At 40.0% G+C, this 21607-nt stretch carries 20 protein-coding genes and 1 pseudogene; 12 read left to right on the top strand and 9 right to left on the bottom strand.

Annotated elements, in window-relative coordinates:
* The first annotated feature begins 202 nt into the window (after nucleotides 1-202).
* The 5 genes from OA91_RS19250 (at nucleotide 203) to OA91_RS19230 (ending at nucleotide 3979) form a co-directional block, all read left to right on the top strand.
* Nucleotides 203-1219 carry a Gfo/Idh/MocA family protein gene (locus OA91_RS19250; protein ID WP_063336812.1) on the top strand — a complete coding sequence of 339 codons (1017 nt, stop codon included), beginning with the start codon at nucleotides 203-205 and terminating at the stop codon, nucleotides 1217-1219.
* Nucleotides 1220-1367: 148 nt separating this feature from the next.
* Nucleotides 1368-1820, top strand: a complete 453-nt coding sequence (locus OA91_RS19245; RefSeq protein ID WP_082828023.1) for a GNAT family N-acetyltransferase — start codon at nucleotides 1368-1370, stop codon at nucleotides 1818-1820.
* A gap of 104 nt (nucleotides 1821-1924) precedes the next feature.
* The gene (locus OA91_RS19240; RefSeq protein WP_063336813.1) at nucleotides 1925-2779 is read left to right on the top strand and encodes an AraC family transcriptional regulator; all 855 of its coding nucleotides are present in this window, start codon (nucleotides 1925-1927) and stop codon (nucleotides 2777-2779) included.
* 255 nt (nucleotides 2780-3034) lie between these two features.
* Nucleotides 3035-3643, top strand: coding sequence for a LysE family translocator (locus tag OA91_RS19235; protein WP_063336814.1), 609 nt, complete (start codon nucleotides 3035-3037; stop codon nucleotides 3641-3643).
* A gap of 33 nt (nucleotides 3644-3676) precedes the next feature.
* Entirely contained in the window at nucleotides 3677-3979 is a 303-nt protein-coding gene (locus tag OA91_RS19230) for a Dabb family protein (RefSeq protein WP_082828022.1), read from the top strand.
* A gap of 76 nt (nucleotides 3980-4055) precedes the next feature.
* Here OA91_RS19230 and OA91_RS19225 read toward each other — a convergent pair whose 3' ends face one another.
* The 3 genes from OA91_RS19225 to OA91_RS19215 all read right to left on the bottom strand — a co-directional run bounded on the left by OA91_RS19225 (nucleotide 4056) and on the right by OA91_RS19215 (nucleotide 6335).
* Nucleotides 4056-5366, bottom strand: coding sequence for a GGDEF domain-containing protein (locus OA91_RS19225; protein WP_157203766.1), 1311 nt, complete (start codon nucleotides 5364-5366; stop codon nucleotides 4056-4058).
* A 364-nt stretch (nucleotides 5367-5730) separates the two neighbouring features.
* Complete coding sequence (locus OA91_RS19220; RefSeq protein ID WP_063336816.1) at nucleotides 5731-6054, bottom strand: Rieske (2Fe-2S) protein; 324 nt, start codon at nucleotides 6052-6054, stop codon at nucleotides 5731-5733.
* A 2-nt stretch (nucleotides 6055-6056) separates the two neighbouring features.
* Complete coding sequence (locus tag OA91_RS19215) at nucleotides 6057-6335, bottom strand: hypothetical protein (protein ID WP_046018556.1); 279 nt, start codon at nucleotides 6333-6335, stop codon at nucleotides 6057-6059.
* Between the two features lie 152 nt (nucleotides 6336-6487).
* On the opposite strand from OA91_RS19215, the gene OA91_RS19210 reads away from it, so the two are divergent.
* Nucleotides 6488-8866 carry a transglycosylase domain-containing protein gene (locus OA91_RS19210; RefSeq protein ID WP_063336817.1) on the top strand — a complete coding sequence of 793 codons (2379 nt, stop codon included), beginning with the start codon at nucleotides 6488-6490 and terminating at the stop codon, nucleotides 8864-8866.
* Between the two features lie 99 nt (nucleotides 8867-8965).
* Here the strand turns inward: OA91_RS19210 and OA91_RS19205 are convergent, their stop codons facing one another.
* On the bottom strand, nucleotides 8966-9454 hold the full coding sequence (locus tag OA91_RS19205; protein ID WP_063336818.1) for a YHS domain-containing (seleno)protein: 489 nt from the start codon (nucleotides 9452-9454) through the stop codon (nucleotides 8966-8968).
* 171 nt (nucleotides 9455-9625) lie between these two features.
* Between OA91_RS19205 and OA91_RS19200 the strand changes: the two genes are divergently transcribed.
* Entirely contained in the window at nucleotides 9626-10429 is an 804-nt protein-coding gene (locus OA91_RS19200) for a substrate-binding periplasmic protein (RefSeq protein WP_063336819.1), read from the top strand.
* A gap of 133 nt (nucleotides 10430-10562) precedes the next feature.
* Here OA91_RS19200 and glgA read toward each other — a convergent pair whose 3' ends face one another.
* The gene (gene glgA / locus OA91_RS19195; protein ID WP_082828021.1) at nucleotides 10563-11996 is read right to left on the bottom strand and encodes a glycogen synthase GlgA; all 1434 of its coding nucleotides are present in this window, start codon (nucleotides 11994-11996) and stop codon (nucleotides 10563-10565) included.
* A gap of 255 nt (nucleotides 11997-12251) precedes the next feature.
* Here glgA and glgC point away from each other — a divergent pair, with 255 nt between their 5' ends.
* Nucleotides 12252-13511 (top strand): glucose-1-phosphate adenylyltransferase, encoded by a 1260-nt coding sequence (glgC, locus tag OA91_RS19190; protein ID WP_046018557.1) that lies wholly within the window; start codon nucleotides 12252-12254, stop codon nucleotides 13509-13511.
* 113 nt (nucleotides 13512-13624) lie between these two features.
* Here glgC and OA91_RS19185 read toward each other — a convergent pair whose 3' ends face one another.
* Nucleotides 13625-14536, bottom strand: a complete 912-nt coding sequence (locus OA91_RS19185; RefSeq protein WP_063336820.1) for a TraB/GumN family protein — start codon at nucleotides 14534-14536, stop codon at nucleotides 13625-13627.
* A 248-nt stretch (nucleotides 14537-14784) separates the two neighbouring features.
* Here OA91_RS19185 and OA91_RS19180 point away from each other — a divergent pair, with 248 nt between their 5' ends.
* Together OA91_RS19180 and OA91_RS19175 are read left to right on the top strand one after the other, a co-directional pair.
* Nucleotides 14785-15435 (top strand): riboflavin synthase, encoded by a 651-nt coding sequence (locus tag OA91_RS19180; protein WP_046018559.1) that lies wholly within the window; start codon nucleotides 14785-14787, stop codon nucleotides 15433-15435.
* Between the two features lie 139 nt (nucleotides 15436-15574).
* Nucleotides 15575-16243, top strand: a complete 669-nt coding sequence (locus tag OA91_RS19175; protein WP_063336821.1) for a hypothetical protein — start codon at nucleotides 15575-15577, stop codon at nucleotides 16241-16243.
* Nucleotides 16244-16376: 133 nt separating this feature from the next.
* Here the strand turns inward: OA91_RS19175 and OA91_RS24620 are convergent, their stop codons facing one another.
* On the bottom strand, nucleotides 16377-16592 hold the full coding sequence (locus OA91_RS24620) for a helix-turn-helix domain-containing protein (RefSeq protein ID WP_331709784.1): 216 nt from the start codon (nucleotides 16590-16592) through the stop codon (nucleotides 16377-16379).
* 117 nt (nucleotides 16593-16709) lie between these two features.
* Nucleotides 16710-17267 (bottom strand): annotated as a pseudogene (locus OA91_RS24615) (cupin domain-containing protein); the annotation flags it as partial.
* 170 nt (nucleotides 17268-17437) lie between these two features.
* Between OA91_RS24615 and OA91_RS19160 the strand changes: the two are divergent.
* Nucleotides 17438-17842 (top strand): DUF4345 domain-containing protein, encoded by a 405-nt coding sequence (locus OA91_RS19160; RefSeq protein WP_063336824.1) that lies wholly within the window; start codon nucleotides 17438-17440, stop codon nucleotides 17840-17842.
* 41 nt (nucleotides 17843-17883) lie between these two features.
* Here OA91_RS19160 and OA91_RS19155 read toward each other — a convergent pair whose 3' ends face one another.
* A complete protein-coding gene (locus OA91_RS19155) occupies nucleotides 17884-18951 on the bottom strand; it encodes a helix-turn-helix domain-containing protein (protein WP_157203767.1) in 1068 nt (355 codons plus the stop codon).
* Between the two features lie 765 nt (nucleotides 18952-19716).
* Between OA91_RS19155 and lepA the strand changes: the two genes are divergently transcribed.
* Nucleotides 19717-21522, top strand: coding sequence for a translation elongation factor 4 (gene lepA / locus OA91_RS19150; protein WP_046018565.1), 1806 nt, complete (start codon nucleotides 19717-19719; stop codon nucleotides 21520-21522).
* Nucleotides 21523-21607 lie beyond the last annotated feature (85 nt).

Here is a 21607-nt window from a genome sequence, read left to right as displayed (position 1 = left end):
ATAAGTGAGTGTTTACGGGGCTTGCCTCTATTTTTTATCCTGCTTTTGCTTTCTGATACCTTGTCTTGATTCTTTGTTCCTATGAATGCGCCTTTTTTATGAGGCTTGTTCAGTAGTAACTTGCTTGGCGTTTTTATAGAGTGGACGGCGAATTAGGTCTTAATGATGAGATCCTTAAAGCTCCAAAAAGGAAAGGGATAAAATGGACGATATTAAATTTGGTGTCATAGGAACAGGCAATATTGCAAATGTGGTGGCTAATGCCATTGAGGCGGTTGAAAGCGCAAGCCTGCTAGCTGTTTCTAGCCGTACTTTATCTAAGGCGGTATCTTTTGTTTCTGACCGCAAAACGGCGATTGCGGTAGAAGGTGTGGATAACCTTCTTAAAATTCCTGAATTAGATGTGGTGTATGTGGCAACACCAACGGCTACAAAAGAAGCCATTGTTTTTGCTGCGATTGCAGCGGGTAAACATGTATTAGTGGAAAAACCATTACCTGCAAATGCTGCTGTTAAACGCATGATAGAAGCCGCTAAAACAGCGGGTGTGGTGCTTATGGATGCAACCCACTTTGTACATCATCCTCGTACAGAAGCCATTCGTGAAGCCATTCCAGCTATGGTTGGCCAACCTAAGTCTTTGCACTCTGCTTTCTATTTTCCAATTGAAGATAAAGGTGATATTCGTTACGACCAAGAGTTAGAGCCGATGGGGGCGCTTGGTGATATGGGTTGGTATGCCATGCGAGCCGTCGTTGAATATCTACAACCAAAAGGGAGTTTGAATAAAGCGGCATCTGTGGCGGAACGTGATGAAGAAACCGGTGCAATAAAGCGTATGTCTGGGGTGATAGGGTTTGATTCTGGTGAGAGCGCAACCTTTGATTTTGGTTATACCTCAGGCACGGGGATTATGGACCTGAACCTAATAGGAACAAGTGGCATGATCGCTATGGATGATTTTGTCTTGGACTGGCATAACAGTTTTGTTTTCCAAGAAGCAGATGTAAAAACTGGCTTTACGCATCGTACTCATATGGCGAGTCGTAAGGATTTTAACTTTATTGAAACGCCTGCAGAAAAAGCCGCTGATGTGATTATGATAGAGCGCTTTGTTGCCTTGGTAAAAGAGCAGGATGTGGCAGCGTTAGATCAGTTTGCCGACAATGCGTTTAAAACTCAGCGCTTGTTAGATGCGATTTGGGAAGTCACTGATTAACGCTTTCTTTTGTTTAAAAGCCATTTGTTCTTGAGTAAAGAATGAGTGGCTTTTTTTTGCGTTAAATAAATTGATTTTAAAGCAAATACTAACCTGTTAGATTAGGCCTAATCGAGATATTAAACGCTTTTAAGAAGGAGCATAAGTCATGATTGAGTGGCAGGTTAAGCGGTTTGAACAGTTAAAAATCGCTGATCTTTATGAGATTTTAAGGGTAAGACAAGAAGTCTTTGTGGTAGAGCAAAACTGCCCTTATCAAGATGTGGATAGTTTGGATAATGTGTCTTGGCACCTTTATACCAGTGATGAGAAAACCGATAAAATTTTAGCTTATCTACGTATTACTTATGCTGGCTGTAAATATGATGAAATCTCTATTGGTCGTGTGCTTACCACGGAAGCTGCCCGAGGCATGGGGTTAGGAAAAGCTTTGATTCAAGGTGCGCTTGAGTTTTTAGATAAAGAAGCGCCAAAAAGCCCGATTCGTATTTCTGCTCAACTTTATCTGCAAAAGTTTTATGAAGACTTTGGTTTTGAGGTGGTGTCTGAGCCCTACGATGAAGATGATATCCCTCATATTGAGATGCTGAGAACCCTCTAAACTGAATAGGTTTGCACAAATCTTCTAGCAATATTTTGAAGATAGTCATACCTTCTTATTTGTAATGGTCTTTTTAGTTATGCAGGTTTTAGAGAGTTAGGTAAATGTCACAGGCAGACAGTTGGGTACAATTAGAACAGGATAAGCGCACAGGGATAGAAACCTTTCGCGCTCATTTTAAAGGACATGCTTATGACCCCCATTGGCATGATACTTATCTGATTGGCTTTACTGAGCAAGGTGTACAGCAGTTTAATTGCCGTAAACAGATGTGCACCTCGTTAGAAGGCGGGAGCTTTTTATTAGAGCCTGGTGAAATACATGATGGTAATGCGCCATTAGAAGGAGGCTTTACCTATCGCCAGCTTTACCTTCCTGTGGCTTGGTTACACGATAATCTCGCCTCTTTATTTCATGATTTGCCTGACAACTTTGAGTTTAATACGGCTCAAAATTTGATGCAGGACAAACAGCTGACGGCCAGTATTTCTGCGGCTTTTAGTGCTTTGCATTATCAAGAGCCTGAGATTATTCGAGAAGCCTGCTTAGACCAAATGCTAGCGCACGCCAGTAAGCATTTGAGCTGGCGTAAAAAAGCAGATCGTGATTTGCCTTTATCTTTTGGTAACCCTTGTGAATTGGCTTTAAGGACAAGAGAGTACTTAAGACAAAACATACATCAAGACATTAACCTTGAAGGCTTGGCCCTAGAGCTAGGTACAGACAGGTTTCGTCTGACTCGGCGTTTTAAAGCTGCTTTTGGGCTAGCGCCTCATGCTTATTTGATTCAATTAAGGCTGGCAAAAGCTAGAACCTTGTTGTCTCAAGGTATTTCACCTATCAGTGTGGCGAGTGACTTATGTTTTGCCGACCAGAGCCATTTAGGCCGCTGGTTTCGTCGTGCTTATCGCTTAACTCCTAGTGCCTATCAAAAACAAATTCTTAGAACTCAAATCTAAGTTTTTTTGACCTCTCTAATGCTTTTTTAGCCTTTTAAATATTCTTTAAAAAACAGCTGCTTATCTATTTTTATAAATATTCTGCTTATGCACAAAGCTTCCAGACTTTAAGGCTTGGGCAGCTGATACTAGGGAACCTGCGAATAAGTCCTCCCGCCTCAGCGTGTGAATAAAAGCCGCTAGATTTATGACGAGGAGCGCAACTTAATCGCAGGTTCTTTAGATATTCAAATTACCCAAGTGTCAGGTGTTTCTATGTTGAGTTTATACGTGAGTTTTTCTTTATTTTCCTTTGTGGCTTCGATTACTCCAGGGCCAACCAATGTGATTGCTCTAAGTTATGGTGGCAAGCTGGGAATCTTACGTGTGATGCCTTTCATTCTTGGGGCTTCGATTGGCACTGGGGTGATTCTGTTTTTTACGGCCATGGGGCTAACTCAATTTTTATTTGATTACTCTTTTGTGAAGCCTTTATTAGGTTTTGTTGGCGCCAGTTGGCTAAGTCTTATGGCGTTTAAGCTATTTAAGCTTAAGTCTATTTCGGCTGATGGAACGGGTCTAGATGACAAACAAGGTCTGACTTGGTTACAGGGCTGTGGCTTGCAGTTTGTTAACCCTAAGAGCTGGATGATGTCTGTGACTGTTGCTAGCTTGTTTCCTAGCCAAGGTTTGAGTGAGCTGATCCATTATGTGGTGTTAGCCGTTTTATTTGCCTCAATTGCTGTACCCTGTATTTGTGTTTGGGCTTATCTTGGTAAGTTGGCTAACCGTCACCTTAATAGTGAGCAGCAGCAAATTCGTTTAAACCAAATACTCGCCATCTTATTGTTTTTAAGTGTATGGTGGGCCTTTATTCAAGCTTGATTGGACATTGGATCAATTGAGGTAAATGGAGGAATGACAATGGTAAGACATATTTTATTGGTTAAGTTTACTCCTGAAACAAGTGAACAGGATTTGAGCCAGCTAGAGCAGGCCTTTTATCAACTGAAAGCAGATATTTCTGGTATCGAAGGGGTTGAGTTTGGTGCTAATACCAGCCCAGAAGGGTTAGATAAAGGTTATACCCATGCTGTTTTAATAACATTTACAGATGTTAAGGCGAGGGATGCCTACCTTCCTCATACTAAACATGAGGCTTTTAAAGCGATGTTTGTGCCTATGATTGCTGATATTCTGGTATTCGATTACGAGTTTTAAGCAAACAAAAAAGGGGAAGAAATCTTAATGATTTCTTCCCCTTTCTTTCATTTCTTTATTACTGATAAATAGGCGTTTATCTATCCAGTACCGGCGCTGAACTTAAATCCATCTCTTCTTCATCGTCTGAATATTTATTAGATGATGTTTGCATGTAAGACACTTGGTTACGGCCATTATGCTTAGCGAAATAGAGTGCATCATCAGCACTTTTGACCAGATTATCCAGGTTTGGATGAGCAATATCTGAGATACAAGCAACTCCTAGACTTACAGTAATTTGTATTTTGTGGGACTGGGTATCAAACGCGGCTTCTTCTATGGCTAAGCGTAATTTCTCTGCAATGACCTGACTGCCATTCTTTCCTGTATTGGGCAGAAGTATGACAAACTCTTCACCACCATAACGGGCAACTATGTCATTGGAGCGTATAGTTTTCTGGGTAATCTCGGCCAACAACGTGAGCACGTTATCTCCCGCTTGATGGCCATAGGTATCGTTCACAAACTTAAAGTGGTCCACATCAAAAAGGATGACGCTCAATTCCGTTTGAAACTTTTCATACTGCTTAATATCTTGAACTAATCTGGCTTCGAAGCTGCGGCGGTTATAAATGTTGGTAAGCTTATCTTTAGTGGCCATTTCTATCAGCTCTAGTTCATACTCTTCTCTGATCTGTTGTACTTTTTTATAGCCGATACCAATGACAAAGGCAGTAATAATGGCGACACCTGATAAGAGTAGCAGCATTTTATCGACCCACTCCATGTGAGCATCCATGGCTTCTATGCGGGCACTTATATCGTAATAGAGTTCGAATGCGCCAATAAATTGACCTTCTACCATGAGCGGAATATAGGTTTCGACAACATCGAGTGTTGTGACTTCTCCATCGAGTGAGCTTCCATTCTTTTTAACGAGTTTGGTAAAAATTTCACCTTTGGCGACCTGATTATGGAAATAACCCTTTTCATTTATTGTGCCTATGTCTTTATCTTGGGATGAGTAGAGAACTTCACCATCATGGCTAAATACCTTGCTTTTCCAAAGTAGGTAATCTTGTTCGGCTTCCTTTAAATAATTAATCGTGTCTGGTGACACGGTGAGATGGCCATTTTTAATATCTTGAATAACAACCCTTTTCATACGCGTTGCTGCACGGTTAGCTTCATTTTCTGTGTTTTGTACTATGAGCTTGATAAAGGCAGGATGGATAAAGTGACTTTCAATCAGTGGAGTGCCAATGGCAATGACGACGACGCAAAGTTGGATCAAACGTACCAAGGTAACTTGGTTGATTATGTGTGATTTTTTATTGATTCCAAGATGCATAGGTAACACTCCTTGTGTCTGTTTGGCTGTCCCTTGTAAATGAGTAAATTCCACTTCGACATCATTTAGTCTATTAACATTAGTCGTCCATTGCAGAAGGGGCAATATTGAGTGATTGCATTTCCTTTTTTCAATCAGGAAATAAGAGTAGTCATATTGGTACTTGGACCTTTAAGAAGTAAAACGCATGATGGAGCAACACAAGGGGGAATATAGAAAGCTATGAAGTTTCCATCTATTAGAGGCAGTTAATAGAGAGGTTTATTCACAGCTTCCTTGTTGCTCCATCATTTGCACTTAATAATTTGACCAGAGATACAGAGGCTTAAAATATAAATCTGTTATTAAGTGCATCGACCGTAATCGAAAACCTAGCATAAACTTGTTGATAATGATTATCAATAACTTTTGGAGGAAATTAATACTTAATATGAATTCTGTCGTCAATGATGAGAATTGTTAGGGGCGTTAATGAGGCTTGGCTACAAGGTCCGGTAATGCAATAGCCATTATGGGGCAAGAATAAAGCCCCATGAGTAGCACATTGAAGGTAGTCTTTGTTGTGGTCAAAGAAGTCATTTTCTTGCCACTCAAGTTCTATATTTCTGTGAGGACAAGCGTTTAAGTAAGCATAAACCTGACCTTCATACTTGATGATAAAACAGCTGAGATCATCAAACTTATATGATTTAGCTGTTTTTTCTGGCAGTTCACTGACAAAGCAGAGAGGTGTAGACGGCATGGCTAGCTTGATAGTTTGCTGGCAAGTTCATCTGTTAGTGCTCTTTCACCTTGCCATTGGCTACAAAGGGCTTGTTTGATCTCAGGTAAAAGCAGGGTGATGTCTTGGCAAACTTCACCTAGCCATAAATTAAGTGCTGCCCATTCCTCTTCATTTGCCGTTTGTGCTGCGCTTTGTAGTAGCTCGCTCATATCAGCAGGGTCTTTCTTATCTAGGTTGGGTACTCTTTGGTGAATACCTTCGATGATATCGAGTTCATCGATTAGGTCTATGATCATCATATTTTTGTTCTCTTATTTTTCTGGCAATGAGCCTATGAGGTGAGTCTAAAATGGGTGTGTATGAGAGTCAATGACAAGAATCTTCTGTCAGAATTAAGGAAAATAAGCTTGCTTGATTGCACCCTAAATAAGCTGTCTTTATACTCTTGCCCATGAGTAAAACACGCCCTGTAAATCGCCCTACGAAAAAGCCTTCTGCTTCATCTAATAAGCCGAAAAAAACCTCGACCGCTTACTCCAACGCTAGGAAAACGAGCCGTAAAACGTCTCGACCTAGGGGCAAAAAGCCTATCAAACAATCTTGGTTTAAAAGGTTTATAAAACGACTCTTTGTTATCTGTTTTGTGCTGGGGTTAATCGCAGCCATTCCTCTTTCTGTTTGGGTATGGTGGTTAGATAAAGAGCTAGTACAGCATTTTGAAGGGCAAAAATGGCAAGTGCCGGCGGAAGTTTACAGTGCGCCTACCTTGCTACGTTCTGGTGATCAGTGGCGTAAACAGGACTTAGAGAAAAGCTTGCAACAAGCGGGTTATCGCTTTGGACGTAACAGCCAAGAGATAGGCTGGGCAGCAAGAAGCTTAACAAAAGTAAGTGCTCACTTAAGGTCTTTCTCTGATCACACTGGAGATTACCCAGCTCAGCGACGTATATTCTCTTTTCCAGATGGGCATCTAGAGATCAAAACTGTGGCGGGCAGAAAAGTCAGTTCAGCCATTTTAGAGCCGCAATTAATTGGCCATTTGTACGGTGGTAACAGTGAGAGCCGCATTCTACTGACTTATGATGAGATTCCTAAGCATCTCATTGATACCTTACTCGCGGTGGAAGACAGGGACTTTTATGAGCACATAGGGATTTCCTTTACTGGTATTGCTAGGGCGTTTTGGGTCAACCTACAAGCGGGTTCGCGTCGACAAGGGGGCAGCACCCTGACTCAGCAGCTTATTAAGAATATGTACTTAAGCTCTGAACGAAGTTATAGCCGTAAAATCCGAGAAGTGATTATGGCGCTCTTGATGGAATATCGTTTTAGTAAGCAAGAAATTCTGACCGCTTATGTGAATGAGGTTTATCTAGCGCAACATGGTAATAAGGCAATTCATGGGTTTGCTGCCGCTAGCCAACACTTTTTCGCAAGGCCGTTAAAAGAGTTGAGTATAGATGAGATGGCGACCTTGGTTGGCACAGTAAAAGGGCCTTCTTTATATAACCCTAAACGCCATCCTAAACGAGCGAAAGAACGCCGTGATGTCGTGCTTAACCTTCTGTATCAGCAAGATTTTATTACAGAGGCTCAATATAAAGTGAGCTTGTCTAAGGCCTTAAAAACACGCACTCAAGCGGGAACCCGTAGCTTATACGGTGACTTCTTAGATCTAGTGGCTTTTCAGTTATCTAGAGACTTTGATAAGAAGACGCTTGCCACCCAGAGTTTAAAAATTTACACAGGGTTAGATACGCGAGTACAGCAGGCTGTACTTGAAAGTATGACCTCTCAGGTAAAAAGCTTAAAGCGTGCTAAAAAAGGGTTGAAAGACCTACAAGGTGCCATAGTAGTAACCGATGCTCACAATGGCCAAGTTAAGGCGATTTTAGGGTCTAGTGACGGTCGTTACACTGGCTTTAATCGAGCATTAGCGGCTGTTCGCCCAATTGGTTCATTGGTTAAACCGCCAATTTATTTAGAGGCATTAGCTAATCAGTCGTTTACCTGGCTGACTTTATTAGAAGATGATGAAACCCGCTTTGAAGTGGGGGGAGAGCTTTGGGAGCCGGAGAACTTTGATCATAAATATCATGGCAATGTGCCCATGTATCAGGCTCTGGCTAAATCCTATAACCTAGCGACACTTGATCTTGCTTATCGAATAGGCTTTGAAGAAGTGGGTGATGCTTTGCGTCGCCTTGGTGTGGAGCGAGAATTTACCATGTTCCCTGCGGTGGCATTGGGGGCTTTAGAGCTATCTCCATTTGAAGTGGCAAGATTGTATCAACCTATCGCTTCGGCGGGTGAGTCTAGTCAATTAGGCATCGTTGCCTCTGTATTAACGAGCGAAGGTGGAGTACTTAAAGAGTTTAGCCAAGATACGCGTGTGCCATACTCTAAAGCGGCGCTTGCCACTTTACGAGATGGTATGAAGTTGAGTGCTCAGATTGGTACCACAAGAGCGGCGCAAGCAGCCTTACCTAACTTAGTCTTTGCCGCTAAAACAGGCACAACAAACCAGCAAAGGGACAGTTGGTATCAGGGTATTACTGCTGACTATTCCACTACCATTTGGTTAGGTGCTGATGATAATCATCCATTATCGATTACCGGCAGCTCTGGTGCGCAAAAGGTTTGGATTGAAATGATGAAACGATTAAACCCTACCTCTCTAGAGGAAGTTTTACCTCATGGCAGTGAGTATTTTCAGGTGAGTCGTAATGAGTTTAAGTTAGCGGCGGACAGGTGTGATGACAAGGTCACTCTGTCCTTTTTAGAAGGGACGGCACCAGAAGATAAAAACTTCTGTATCTGGCCTTTTTAGATTCTTTAAGTAAAAGGTTATCTCGTATTCAATTTGCAAGATGGGGCCGCCGTCTCCTGCAGCCTCATCTTGCACTAATCAATTTGACTTGAAAGGTGATTAGTCGATTTCAGCCCACTCTTTATCCGCAACATCAATCAGTGATTGCTCACCGTCTTTACCTGCTTTTTTATTCCACTTGGCTAATGTGTCACCCCAGAAACCATTGTAGTAAAGGTGGTTTTTACCATTAATGATTTTGTAGCTAAGGGGATCAACTTCTACTTTATCGCCATCTAACATAGCCCATGCGCACCAACCGCCGTAAGCCGGTACATACTTTTCTGGATTTTCACTAAATGCTAGGCGGTTTTCTTCATTCTCAAAGTAATACAGCACCTGATTATGACGGATTTGTAAGGCAGGGTAACCCTTCATAGGTTCTTCTGAGAAATAGCTCACTGGATCATAGCCCTCTAGGGCCAGTTGATCTTTATCAAGGTTAAGTTTTTTTGCGTTAACTCCAGCGGTAAAAACTAGGGTTAAAACGAAAAGCATCAGCTTTGGTAATAGTGTCAGTTTTGAGTCAGTTGTGTGTCTATTTTTCATAATTCCTCCTGTAATTTAAGCTTTTGAGGCAGAAGTTGTTTAAAGGTTCCCGTCAAATTTACTTTTTATTTTCTATGTTGGGCACAGCCCTCTATACTTTTGTATGTTAGTTTATGACTTAGTCATTAACTAACTGAAATCTAATTCATTAATTTTAAGATACTAGGCGTTATGTCCTTTATTCGCGAAAAAAATAAATTTTTATCTATCTTTGTAATGGTGGGATTCCATACTTTATCGGAGGCGGCACCAGGTGATAGGTGTGACTATTTAACCGCGACCGGTAATTCAGAATACCCTCCGTTTCTATGGCGTAAAAACCTAGAAACGAATCAACTATTAGGGACTAATAGTTTGATTATTAATGAGATTAGTCAGCGTTTAGGGAAGAAAATTGAGCTGAAACATACAGGCCCTTGGTCACGAGCCCAAAGGGAAGTTAAGAGTGGTCGCATTGATCTCATGGCAGGAGTGTTTTATACCCAGCCTAGAAGCCAATACATGGATTATATAGAACCTGCATTTCTTGAGACTCAGAGTGTGGTTTGGACGAATGCATCGGCCCCATTTGATTACCAAAATCAACACAGTTTAGAAGGTAAATTAGGCGCTACTGTGATCAATAATAGTTTTGGTCAGGCGTTTGATTCTTACGCAGCTGAACACCTTAATATCGCTACGGTTGCCAGTATTGAGCAAGCTTTTAAAATGCTGTTAGGTAAACGAGTGGATTATGTATTGTACGAAGAGTTGCCCGGTGAAGCTTATATTCAGCAGATTTGGAATTACCTTCCTTTCCAGATTCAAAAGCCAGCGGTAAGCAGTGAAGGGTTATATTTAGCCTTCTCACAAAACTCGCCCTGTAATAGTCAGGCACTAAGGGAAGAGCTAGCTGGCATTATGAGTAATCTGACGCAAGAAGGCTTTTTCGAACAGATAAAGTTGAAGGGCAGTGCTCAGTGGTTATTAAAATAGTAAAAAAAGGAAGGCAAATGCCTTCCTTTTTTATGGCACTATTATGTAAGCTGGTTTGAGGCTTTCATAATACATAGTGCTTTAGTTTTGTTTTTTAGCTTTTTTTATCGCTCTGCATGTTTAATGCAGCAGCTTAATCTAGTAAAGATTGATAAAGGTTAAGCCAAGTATCTGTGGTTTTTTGCCAGCTAAAGTCGTACTTCATGCCATTGATTTGGCGCTGACGCCAAGCTTGGCTGTGGTTAAAGCAATCCATCGCCCTATGAAGTGTGTCTATTAAGCTTTGTGTATCCGCTCTTTCAAAGACAAATCCATTGGCTGCATCGCCAGTCTCAAATACTGTATCTGCTAACCCGCCTGTCTTTCTTACCAAAGGTAAGGTGCCGTACTTAAGGGCGTATAACTGAGTAAGTCCACAAGGTTCAAAACGAGATGGAATTAATAAGCAATCCACACCCGCTTGTAGTTTATGTGAGTAGGCTTCGTCATAACCAATACGCACTGCAACCTGTTCTGGATAATCCTTTTCAAGCTGTAAAAAGGCTTGCTCTAAATTAGGGTCTCCAGAACCTAATAGAATTAAACGCGCACCATTTTTGATCACAGAAGGTATGGCTTCGAGTACTAGATCGAGACCCTTTTGTTCTGTTAAGCGGCTGACAACCCCAAAAATAGGCTTGCTGAGGTCAGGTGATAAACCGTTTTCGATCAACAATGCCTTTTTGTTTTCATCCTTTAAATCGAGATTATTAATGTCATATTTCTGTGCAATATTGTTATCAATCTCAGGCGACCACTCATTGTAGTCAACGCCATTTAAGATGCCGTGTAGCTTGTGCTGGTGGGCTCTTAATGTGCCGTCTAGGCCATCACCATATTCTGGTGTGAGTATCTCGTTGGCATAGGTGGGGCTGACTGTAGTGATAGCGTCACTGTAGACCAGCGCGGCTTTAAGGGTTGAGAACTGGCCGTAGAACTCTAGACCATGTAGGTCGAGAAGTTCGTTTGAAAGACGCACATCTGGGTATAAAGACATAGGGAAACTGCCATTGTACCTAAGGTTATGAACTGTGCTGACAATGGGAATATGTTGGGTTTTCCAACTTTTAAGATAAGCGGCTGCTAGGCCTGTTTGCCAATCATTAAGGTGAAGTATGTCGGCTTGCCAACCTAAAAGATTGCCTTGGCTGGCGAGTAATGCGGTGACCCAAGAGAAAACAGCAAAGCGAATATGATTATCGGCATAGTCTTTGCTGTATTGATCTAGGTAGGGGCTACCGCTGCGTTCAAATAGGCTTTGGCATTGTACTAGCCAAATGGGCGTATCGCTTGCCGGAATAAGGGTTTCTAACAATATGATGTCGCCAATGCCAAAGGGGTCACCCAGATTGGTTTTGGCTTGTACTGGCGCCAGTTTCTCTAATATGCCTTGGTAAGCTGGCATGATAAGGCGGACATCTTGTCCTGCTTGTCTTAGTGATACTGGTAATGCACCAGCAACATCTGCAAGGCCGCCCGTTTTGATTAGTGGGTGAATTTCAGAAGCTGCAAAGAGTACTTTCATCATAGAGAGTCTTATTTAGTAAGTGGAGTTGAGGGCCGTTATATAAAATACGATATTAAGATGATTAAGTTAATACGCAATTAAAACATTGGGTTAATATAAATTATTGTATTGGGATAAGGTAAGGAGTGAAGGGGGGTTACTCAGTAATGAGTAGACGAACTAACTTATCACATCAAAGTAGGGATGATTGCATTACTTGATCGAATTGATCGACAGAAAATGAATAGATAAAGTTAAATAATAAAAAGGTGGAATATGGATTTAAATACCGCACGCATGAAAACCTTAGCGCTTGTTCTTGCAGGAGGACGAGGCTCTAGACTAAAAGATTTAACTGATTACCGTTCGAAACCTGCTGTACCTATTGCGGGAAAGTATAAGATTATTGATTTTCCTCTCTCCAACTGTATCAACTCCGGCATTCGTAAGATGGCCGTGTTAACTCAATACCGCTCACATACGCTTAATCAGCATGTGCAAAGGGGCTGGAACTTTTTACGTTCAGATTTTAATGAATTTATTGAACTTTGGCCGGCGCAGCAACAAACCGGCGAAGACTGGTATCGTGGTACCGCGGATGCTGTGTATCAGAATCTGAAAATGATTAAAGGGCTAGATAGCGAATATGTGCTGATTTTGGCGGGTGATCATGTGTATAAGCAGGATTACAGCAAGATGCTTAAAGATCATATCGATTCTAAAGCGGATGTCTCTGTTGCTTGTATTGAAGTGCCTGTAAGTGAAGCTGATCAGTTTGGTGTGATGCATATAGATGATGAAGACAACATCATTGCCTTTGAGGAAAAACCTGCCAATCCACCAACTATGCCAGGTAAGCCTGATGTGTCTTTAGCTAGCATGGGTATCTATATTTTTAATACCAAGTTTATGATCGAGAAGTTAGAGCTGGATGCCAGTGATACCAACTCAAGCCATGACTTTGGTAAGGATTTGATCCCTCTTTTTATTGATTCATGCAAGATAAAGGCGCATCACTTTAGCCACAGTAGTATCCCAAACCCAAGCTACCCGGATAGTGCTTATTGGCGAGATGTCGGGACCTTGACTGCCTATTGGGAGTCCAATATGGATTTAACCAAGTTGGTACCAGAGTTGGATTTATATGATGATTCCTGGCCTATCCGTACTGCTCACTATCAAAGACCGGCTGCCAAGTTTAACTATAATTATGAAGAGCGTATTGGTACGGCGTTAAATTCTGTAGTGTCAGCTGGCTGTATTGTCTCGGGTGCAACAGTAGATAAGTGTATTTTATTTAACAATGTTAGGGTGAATTCATATTCGACTGTGAGCCGTTCTGTGGTTTTACCTAACTGTGATATTGGCCGTCACTGCCGTCTTAATAAAGTTGTTCTAGACTCTGAATGTAAGCTGCCAGAAGGTACTATTATTGGTGAGGATGCTGAAGAAGATAGCCGTCGTTTTTATCGAAATGAAGATGGTATTACTTTAGTCACCCAAGCTATGATAGAAAAACTGAAGGCCGAATCTTAACTTAACGTCTGTTAAGGCCTTTTGATAAAAGACTAAAAAAACGACAATTTACTTGTCGTTTTTTTGTGCCTGTAATGTGTGTTGACTCTCTAAAAGATGCTTTTGAAATTGCTCTACGGGGTAACTTTGGTGGCTTGATAGCCCATATCTTCAAGATAGGATTGCACACTCTGTGGACCACTTAGGTGTAGAGCTCCCACCATAACAAAGTAGCTGCCACCTTGTTCAAGATAGCCTTGAATCCTCTCCGCCATTTTCTGGTTTCTCTTATATAAAAGGTGTGACATGAGAGGCGCTATATTCGGTTGTTCAATAAGGTCTAGCTGGCTGTACTCATATAAAGCATCGGCATCAGCACTTTGCCAATAATTTGCCATTTCTGTGAGTTGTTCTTGGCCTTTATCAAGCTGGGAAAGGGCTAATGATATTGCTGCGGTTTGAGCAGAAAGTTCAGCACCGTTAATGGCATTGATTTGTTCTTGTAAGGTTTCTAGCTCTAAGATGTTTTTACCTTGTTGATTTGCACGTTTGAGAAAAAACATATCGACACCCAAATCAGCTTGGAAATCTGTCTGGGAGAATTGAAAACTGCTTAGGGCCTCGATAATGAGCCAAGGTCTGAGCCTAAGCAAGGTGTCTATATTCATGCCTTTACGCTCTGCAAAAGGCTTTAATGCTTCTATCTCTTGTTGGCTAAAAGCTGACTCAATGGACTCGTCATGATTCAGCCAAGTAAATTGTGAAATCTGCTCTTGTGCCTTTTCTGGACTTAAATCTAGGATATTGTATTCGACGGCAAGTTGATCAACTGAGTCAAAGGCTTGGATATAGGCTGGTGTCAATGGGTAAAAGTCTGAATTTAAGGCATGGATAGAACCGGCTAAATAAAGCTGGGTTTTATCGGTTTTGATTTGCCACATAAATGGTGCTTTAAGGGTTTGATTTGCTGATGAATAACTATAAGATGCTTGGAAAAAGAGTAAAAAGATAAGCGCAGTTTTAAACCGAATAAAGTGATGAATCATAATTTTATCTAACAAAAGTTTGGTGTTGGTTGATTTCGTTATCCCCGCAAGCTGTGGATAACCCTATTAGTGTCTTTGTGATAACTTACGCTAGCCCAATAAATACGGGCACTCTGGTGGGTATGTTCAAATCTTCTTCAGTGTTGAGCGCCAGCATAGATTTTTTTAAAAATTGTACGCTTTTTCATCATTTAAAAACGCTTAAATGTTCTTTATCCGTCTTCAAATTATATTAGGTAGGTGTGTGCATGTTTACAGGTATTGTTCAGGGTATGGCTCAGGTTGAAAGCTGTCAAGAGATGGGCACAAATAAGCGTTTGGTGATCCAGTTTCCAGAGAACTCAATGGATAAGCAGCAACTGGGTGCCAGTGTCGCGATAAACGGTGTATGTCTGACTGTATCTGAAGTGGATAATGACAAAGTCAGTTTTGATGTGATTGATACTACACTTGCGTTAACAAATTTAGGCGCGATTAATGCCTCCGACAAAGTGAACTTTGAACGTGCCGCTAAAATGGGTGATGAAGTGGGCGGGCATGTTATGTCTGGTCATATCATGTGTGCCATTGAGGTAATGCAGGTGCGTACTCAAGATGACAGCTACCGTATCCGTTTTGTTGTTAAAAAGCAGGCTGGTTTGAGTGACGACAGCGCCACAGTTGATGCCATGAGATACCTATTTGATAAAGGTTATGTAGGCTTAAATGGCTCTAGCTTGACGATTTGTGATATTGGCGAAGACTGGATTGAGATCTCTCTTATTCCTGAAACCTTAAGACTCACTACTTTTGGTTTATTAGAAGTAGGCGATAGAGTTAACCTTGAGATCGACAGCCATACTCAAGCAACTGTTGATACAGTTGAACGTATTCTGCAGCAAAAAGGCATTAGTTTATAAGCCTGTAAAAACCTTTTTGGTGTCTCTTCCTTGTCTGCTCGGATAAGGGGGGGAAACTTTCTATTTCTCTCAACTTTTCTTTGGTGGGATTAAAGTTTAAGCCTAACGTTCACTTTTTTATCATGTTTTAGAGGTCAAAATGGACGAAACATCGTCATTAGTAAAAGATAGTCTGAAGTTTTTTGTACATCATTTAGGCCCTATTTCTCGTATCATCTTACCCTGTATTATTCCTCTTAATCTGCTTTATGTTTTGGCAGGTGTCTATAGTGAAGATCCAAATCAGCTCTTTTGGTTTACGACTATTCTTGGGTTGGTGGTTTACCCGCTTTATCAAGGGGCGTTAATTGCCTATATGGCGTCTGTGATTTCGGGCGAACCTCTAACACGAGGACAATGTTATGGCGTTGGTGTCATGTATTGGCGACCACTCTTTTTGCTGTCAGTGATAATTAGTTTAGCGCTCATGGGAGGGCTCTTTATGTTTATTTTCCCTGGGCTCTATATTATGGCGCGTTTAGCATTTTCTGAGTTTTATTGTGTACTCAATAAGCAGTCACCTTTTTCTTCATTAGAAGCAAGCTGGCATGCCACTAAAGACAAAGAGTGGGGGATACTACTCGGTGGCGCTATTTTGTTTCTGATTACTTGGTTACCAACCTGGCTAATCGAAAATTTCTTTTCTTTAATTGGTTTAGAGCATGTCTTAATCACCTTTGTATTAAGTATTGTTGAATCTGTGTTGTGGGTAACCCTAAGTGTGTTCGCTTATCGAGTATTTTGTTCAGCTAATACTGTGAATAAATAGTTATCTGGATAATAAATGCGCAAAACAAAGTGGATAAGCCGGATAGCTATCCACAGGTAACTCAATAAAGAAGAGAGCTCCTTGTATATTAGGTTTCATTTTTGATGTGATGATTCTGTTAGGGTGACGCCTTTTATTTTTTAAAGGCTCGCCTGAATGAAGACTCAGAACGGTATCCAAGGCTTTCAATAAAATCTAAATTAACCCTCTCTCCGTTTTGTATACGTAATTCTGCTAAATTCATTCTCCATGACGTTAAGTAACCGATTGGTGCTATCCCCACTAATTCGGTAAAACGTAATGAAAAAGCGGTTCTCGACATGCCGACGGCTTTTCCTAATGTTGCTATTGTCCAAGGCTTTTCTGGAGAGTGATGCAGGTAATAAAGAGCTTTGCCAATTTTAGGGTCTTGAAGTGCTTTAAGCCAAGGGCCGTGATGCTCTGCTGAGGTTTTTATCCATTGTCTGATGGATTGGATTATAAGTATGTCTATGAGCCGAGTGATAATAGATTCTCCACCAAGAAAATTACTTTCTGCTTCTTGAAATATTAATTCGACAACTCCTTCTATCATACTATTAAAGAGGCTTTGCTCTTTATTTATATGGATAACATTAGGCATTTCGTTTAATAGCATAGACCCGGAAGGGTGGCTGATTTTGACTACGCCGCAAAGCATAATAGTTTTATTTGTATTCTGGTCACCTAGCTCAAGTGTTTCATACAAGTCGCTTATCTTTTTTATCGGTAAAGCATCTAATTCAACCGCGGTAGCAGTATCTTAGGATGAAATTTTATGTCCTTGGGCTTTAGGAAAAAAGACAACATCACCGGCCTCAAGTTTTAGTTGATTTCCTCTAATTTTTACGTCGCATAAGCCTGTTACGACTACATGAAATATGCTCGCATCAGGATATTCAGGAATATTAATCGCCCAATCATGCTCCCCTAAAGCTGATCGACTGTAGTAGATGCTTTCTAACTTTAGGTAATGGAGTATTTCATTATATTGCTCTGTTTTCATGCTAGTTAAATTAATGAACGATCTGAGATAATTCAAGTGCTATCTGAGATTCATCATTTGACATTTTGGACACAAACTAGGTTAACGCTTTTTACTTGAGTCTAGATTGCTTAAAGAGCATACCTAGCCTGAATGTAAATTGAGTGATTTTTAACTTTAGGAGTGTTCTCATGACTTTGAATAAAACAAAACTCTATCTATTCTTTGCTGGTATAACTTTATTGACTGTTGGGTCCTATATAGGATTTGTTCCAGTGGATTACTTAAGACAGTTTTTTACACATGATGACTTTAGTCCCGATAGCTTGAGTGAAATTAGAGGAATGGGTGGTTCTCTATTTTTAGTAGGGGCTTTTGTCTTTTTTGGAGCCTTTAGACAAGCGCTTGAGTCAGTATCTTTAATCTTAGCATGTCTCATTTTTTGTGCTTTTTCTTTATTTCGCACATTCGGCATCGCCATAGATGGTATGCCAAGTGAAGGCATCTTATTTGCGTTATCTATAGAGGCCTTTTTTGCTATTCTGGCCATAATTTTATTAAAAGCAAATCGTAATCCAAGGCAAGCCTCAACTTAACGTTTAATTGTTAGATTAATTTATAGATACTTAAAAGCAAGTTAATAGCTTGATCTTAGATTAGCTTTATATTCTTTAACTGTTATGCCATACCAGACTTTAAAGGCTGAATAAAAACTACTAATTTCTTTGTAACCAAGCCGCTCACTAATGTCTGTTGTAGTTAAATTGTTTAGATCTAAAAGCTCTTTTGATCTCTTCTTTCTGACCATATTGATAAGTTCTTTAAAATGAGTATTTTCTTTTTTTAATCTTCTATAGAGTGTTTGACGACTGATTGATAGCTTAATACAAACGTATTCAATATTAGCTTTGTTTTCAGATAATAAGTTTTCGATGATTTTTAATATGAACTCTTTATTAATGATTTGTTTTTTTTCAAAGTCTTTTATGTAATCAGCCTTTCTTTCAATTATGCTTTTTTCTATTAATTGTTTGATGTTTGGGTTATGGTTTGAAAGTTTTTTATCTAATGCACTGGATTCAATTTTTATCATATTGAATTTTTTTGAAAACTTTATATTTTTACCAAAGGTTTGTCTTAATAAATCACTGAAAGGTGGTGCAATAAAGTCGAAAGTGACAGTATTGAGCTCAATGTTAGAGTTTGATGATTTTCTGGCCCAATGAATTACATTACTCATGCTCTTGATTATGGCTGAATTTGGATAGCCTTTGCTTTTATTTAATGAGAAATAGATATAAGTGTAATTTCTGTCATAGCTTAAAGTGCATTTAAGAGAAGGGTTTATCCAGTCTATATATTTTGTATAACTCTCAAGAGCCTCTGACAATGTTCCGCATTGAGAAGCTAGGCTTGTAACTAAGCAGCGTGTAGTTGTTGGAATATACTCACCCAATAAGGCTGCATAATTAGTCATGTTAGAGTTTTCTTCTAAATTTTTCCAAAGATTGATTAGAATACTTTCGCTTACTCTTTTTTCAGGGTTTAGGAAAAAGTTTTTATCAAGTTGTATTTTTCTAGGGTTGATTATTGAAAGTGAGGTGCTTGATTCAATTAAATTGAAAACTGTAGTTGACGATATGGTGTCTTTATAATTGAGCATGTTAGTCCATGTTTTTAATTTAAAAATTGATATTGAAACCAAGTATTGTTTCTTGATTACGAAATAATATTGGTGTTTTGATTAATTGATATATTATTTAGAAAATCTATTCTGTTTTTGAAAAGGCTCTTCATGTTGCTTACTATTCTTCTTTTAAGTGTTTTAAAGAGAAATAACTTGTTGATTTTAGGTGAACTTGCTTTTACTTGATTGTAGGGCTAATGCTGCAATCAATGAGTCACCATATATGGTGATTTTGAATGAAAAGTTGATTGTGATTTATCTAAGAGTCGGCTTTGTTATTTTGTATTATTACTTTTAATAATTGATAGACTTCATGTTTTTAAAATGTATTAAATGAGGGAGGCTAGATTTGTCTGTCATAGTAGGTTGAAGACGTAAATTGCTCTACGTTAACTTTTTGTTCCTGTTATGGTTGGCTTCTTCATATGTATTCCTAGTCTTAGCGTGACTGGCTGGTTTTGCTCAAGCTCTTATCATTAGGGCTTGGGTTATCCTACCTTGTTGTATCACTTGGTTTCCTTTCTCTTTGCGATCAAATTTTCCTCTAATTTTTCTAGTCTCTTGTTAAGCCGTGGTTTTTTACTTTAAGGATGTAAAAGCTAGGAAATTAAAGGCCTTAGAAGCTGCAAATAAAATGGAGTCCTGGGGCTAAATTGGGTAGAATGCTTCAAAATTCTATCCGGAGAAGGTGTCGATAAGTTTTTTAAGCTTGTCACTGATTTGTATTAAATGACTTATCAACACCTGCTCTTTGTGTATCGCTTTATTAAGTGTGAGAAATAAGTGTCTTCTAAACAGTTAAAACATATACGTAACTTTTCTATTATCGCCCATATCGACCATGGTAAATCTACGCTTGCTGACCGTTTTATTCAAAACTGTGGTGGTTTGAGTGAGCGAGAAATGGAAGCTCAAGTACTTGATTCCATGGATATTGAACGTGAGCGTGGTATCACGATCAAATCACAAAGTGTGACCTTGGATTACAAGGCGCAAGATGGTGAAACCTATCAGTTAAACTTTATCGATACGCCTGGACACGTTGATTTCTCTTATGAGGTGTCTCGTTCTTTGGCAGCCTGTGAAGGGGCTTTGTTAGTCGTTGATGCTGCTCAAGGTGTAGAAGCTCAATCTGTTGCTAACTGTTATACAGCGCTAGAGCAAGGCCTAGAAGTAATGCCTGTACTGAACAAAATTGATTTGCCACAGGCTGAACCTGAGCGTGTGTGTGATGAAATCGAAGATATCATTGGGATTGATGCCCATGGTTCTGTTACCTGTTCAGCGAAAACAGGCATGGGTGTTAATGACGTGCTTGAGCGCCTGATTGGTGAAGTGCCACCACCAGAAGGTGATGTTGATGGCCCTCTACAAGCACTAATTATTGATTCTTGGTTTGATAACTATCTAGGTGTTGTTTCTTTGGTACGTGTTAAAGAAGGTACCATTAAGAAAAAAGATAAGATTGTGATCAAGTCTACAGGCCAATCTTACCCAGTGGACATGGTGGGTATCTTTACTCCTAAACGTACTGAAACCGGCATTTTGCGTGCAGGTGAAGTAGGCTATGTTGTCTCTGGTATTAAAGACATTCACGGTGCCCCTGTGGGTGATACCATTACACATTTGGCAACGAAAGATATCCCTCAGCTTGATGGTTTTAAGAAGGTAAAACCTCAGGTTTATGCAGGTCTTTTTCCTGTAAGCTCTGATGATTATGAAGATTTTCGTGAAGCTTTGAACAAGCTTACTCTGAATGATGCTTCTTTGTTCTTCGAGCCAGAAACATCTGACGCCCTAGGGTTTGGTTTCCGCTGTGGTTTCTTAGGTATGCTGCACATGGAAATTATTCAAGAGCGTCTTGAACGTGAATACGACATGGATCTGATTACTACAGCGCCAACCGTAGTGTTTGAAGTCGAGCTTAACAATGGTGAGGTTATCATGATAGATAGCCCATCTAAGATGCCTGATCCAGGTAATATCCGCGAAATGCGTGAACCTATGGTTGAAGCGAATATTTTAGTGCCGCAAGAATACCTAGGTAACGTGATTACCTTATGTGTTGAAAAACGTGGTATTCAGAAAGATATGCTTTATGTGGGTAATCAAGTTTCTTTGAACTACGAACTCCCTATGAATGAAGTTGTTTTGGACTTCTTTGACCGACTTAAGTCATGTAGTCGTGGTTTTGCTTCCCTCGATTTCAGTTTTAGTCATTATAGTGCGGCACCTTTAGTGCGTCTTGATGTCCTTATTAATGGCGACCGTGTCGATGCGCTTGCGCTTATCATGCATAAGGATAATGTCTTGTATAAAGGCCGTATTCTGTGTGAAAAAATGAAAGAGTTGATTCCTCGTCAAATGTTTGATGTGGCAATTCAGGCGGCATTAGGCGCTAAAGTAATTTCTCGTACGACAGTAAAAGCCTTACGTAAAAACGTAACGGCGAAATGTTACGGTGGTGATGTGAGTCGTAAGAAGAAACTTCTACAGAAGCAGAAAGAAGGTAAAAAGCGTATGAAGCAGGTAGGTAATGTTGAAGTACCTCAATCTGCATTCTTAGCTGTTTTAAAAGTGGATAGCTAAAAGATACTTAAAAACAGCGAGCTAATTGCTAACTAAAAAATGAAATAGACCCTGTTCAGCCAATGAATGGGGTTTATATTAAGGA

It is taken from the genome of Marinomonas sp. SBI8L, assembly GCF_001624705.1.
GTDB lineage: Bacteria > Pseudomonadota > Gammaproteobacteria > Pseudomonadales > Marinomonadaceae > Marinomonas.
Note: the sequence above shows the minus strand (reverse complement) of the source record. Positions and strands in the feature narration are given on the sequence as shown.

What these genes read in the sequence shown, in the direction of transcription:
- glgC (WP_046018557.1), top strand. Translation starts at nt 12,252, where the DNA reads ATGGATTTAAATACCGCACGCATGAAAACCTTAGCGCTTGTTCTTGCA.
- OA91_RS19235 (WP_063336814.1), top strand. Translation starts at nt 3,035, where the DNA reads ATGTTGAGTTTATACGTGAGTTTTTCTTTATTTTCCTTTGTGGCTTCG.
- OA91_RS19205 (WP_063336818.1), bottom strand. Translation starts at nt 9,454, where the DNA reads ATGAAAAATAGACACACAACTGACTCAAAACTGACACTATTACCAAAG.
- OA91_RS19185 (WP_063336820.1), bottom strand. Translation starts at nt 14,536, where the DNA reads ATGATTCATCACTTTATTCGGTTTAAAACTGCGCTTATCTTTTTACTC.
- glgA (WP_082828021.1), bottom strand. Translation starts at nt 11,996, where the DNA reads ATGATGAAAGTACTCTTTGCAGCTTCTGAAATTCACCCACTAATCAAA.
- OA91_RS19160 (WP_063336824.1), top strand. Translation starts at nt 17,438, where the DNA reads ATGACTTTGAATAAAACAAAACTCTATCTATTCTTTGCTGGTATAACT.
- OA91_RS19175 (WP_063336821.1), top strand. Translation starts at nt 15,575, where the DNA reads ATGGACGAAACATCGTCATTAGTAAAAGATAGTCTGAAGTTTTTTGTA.
- OA91_RS19200 (WP_063336819.1), top strand. Translation starts at nt 9,626, where the DNA reads ATGTCCTTTATTCGCGAAAAAAATAAATTTTTATCTATCTTTGTAATG.
- OA91_RS19215 (WP_046018556.1), bottom strand. Translation starts at nt 6,335, where the DNA reads ATGATGATCATAGACCTAATCGATGAACTCGATATCATCGAAGGTATT.
- OA91_RS19245 (WP_082828023.1), top strand. Translation starts at nt 1,368, where the DNA reads ATGATTGAGTGGCAGGTTAAGCGGTTTGAACAGTTAAAAATCGCTGAT.
- OA91_RS19230 (WP_082828022.1), top strand. Translation starts at nt 3,677, where the DNA reads ATGACAATGGTAAGACATATTTTATTGGTTAAGTTTACTCCTGAAACA.
- OA91_RS19220 (WP_063336816.1), bottom strand. Translation starts at nt 6,054, where the DNA reads ATGCCGTCTACACCTCTCTGCTTTGTCAGTGAACTGCCAGAAAAAACA.
- OA91_RS19250 (WP_063336812.1), top strand. Translation starts at nt 203, where the DNA reads ATGGACGATATTAAATTTGGTGTCATAGGAACAGGCAATATTGCAAAT.
- OA91_RS19210 (WP_063336817.1), top strand. Translation starts at nt 6,488, where the DNA reads ATGAGTAAAACACGCCCTGTAAATCGCCCTACGAAAAAGCCTTCTGCT.
- OA91_RS19180 (WP_046018559.1), top strand. Translation starts at nt 14,785, where the DNA reads ATGTTTACAGGTATTGTTCAGGGTATGGCTCAGGTTGAAAGCTGTCAA.
- OA91_RS19240 (WP_063336813.1), top strand. Translation starts at nt 1,925, where the DNA reads ATGTCACAGGCAGACAGTTGGGTACAATTAGAACAGGATAAGCGCACA.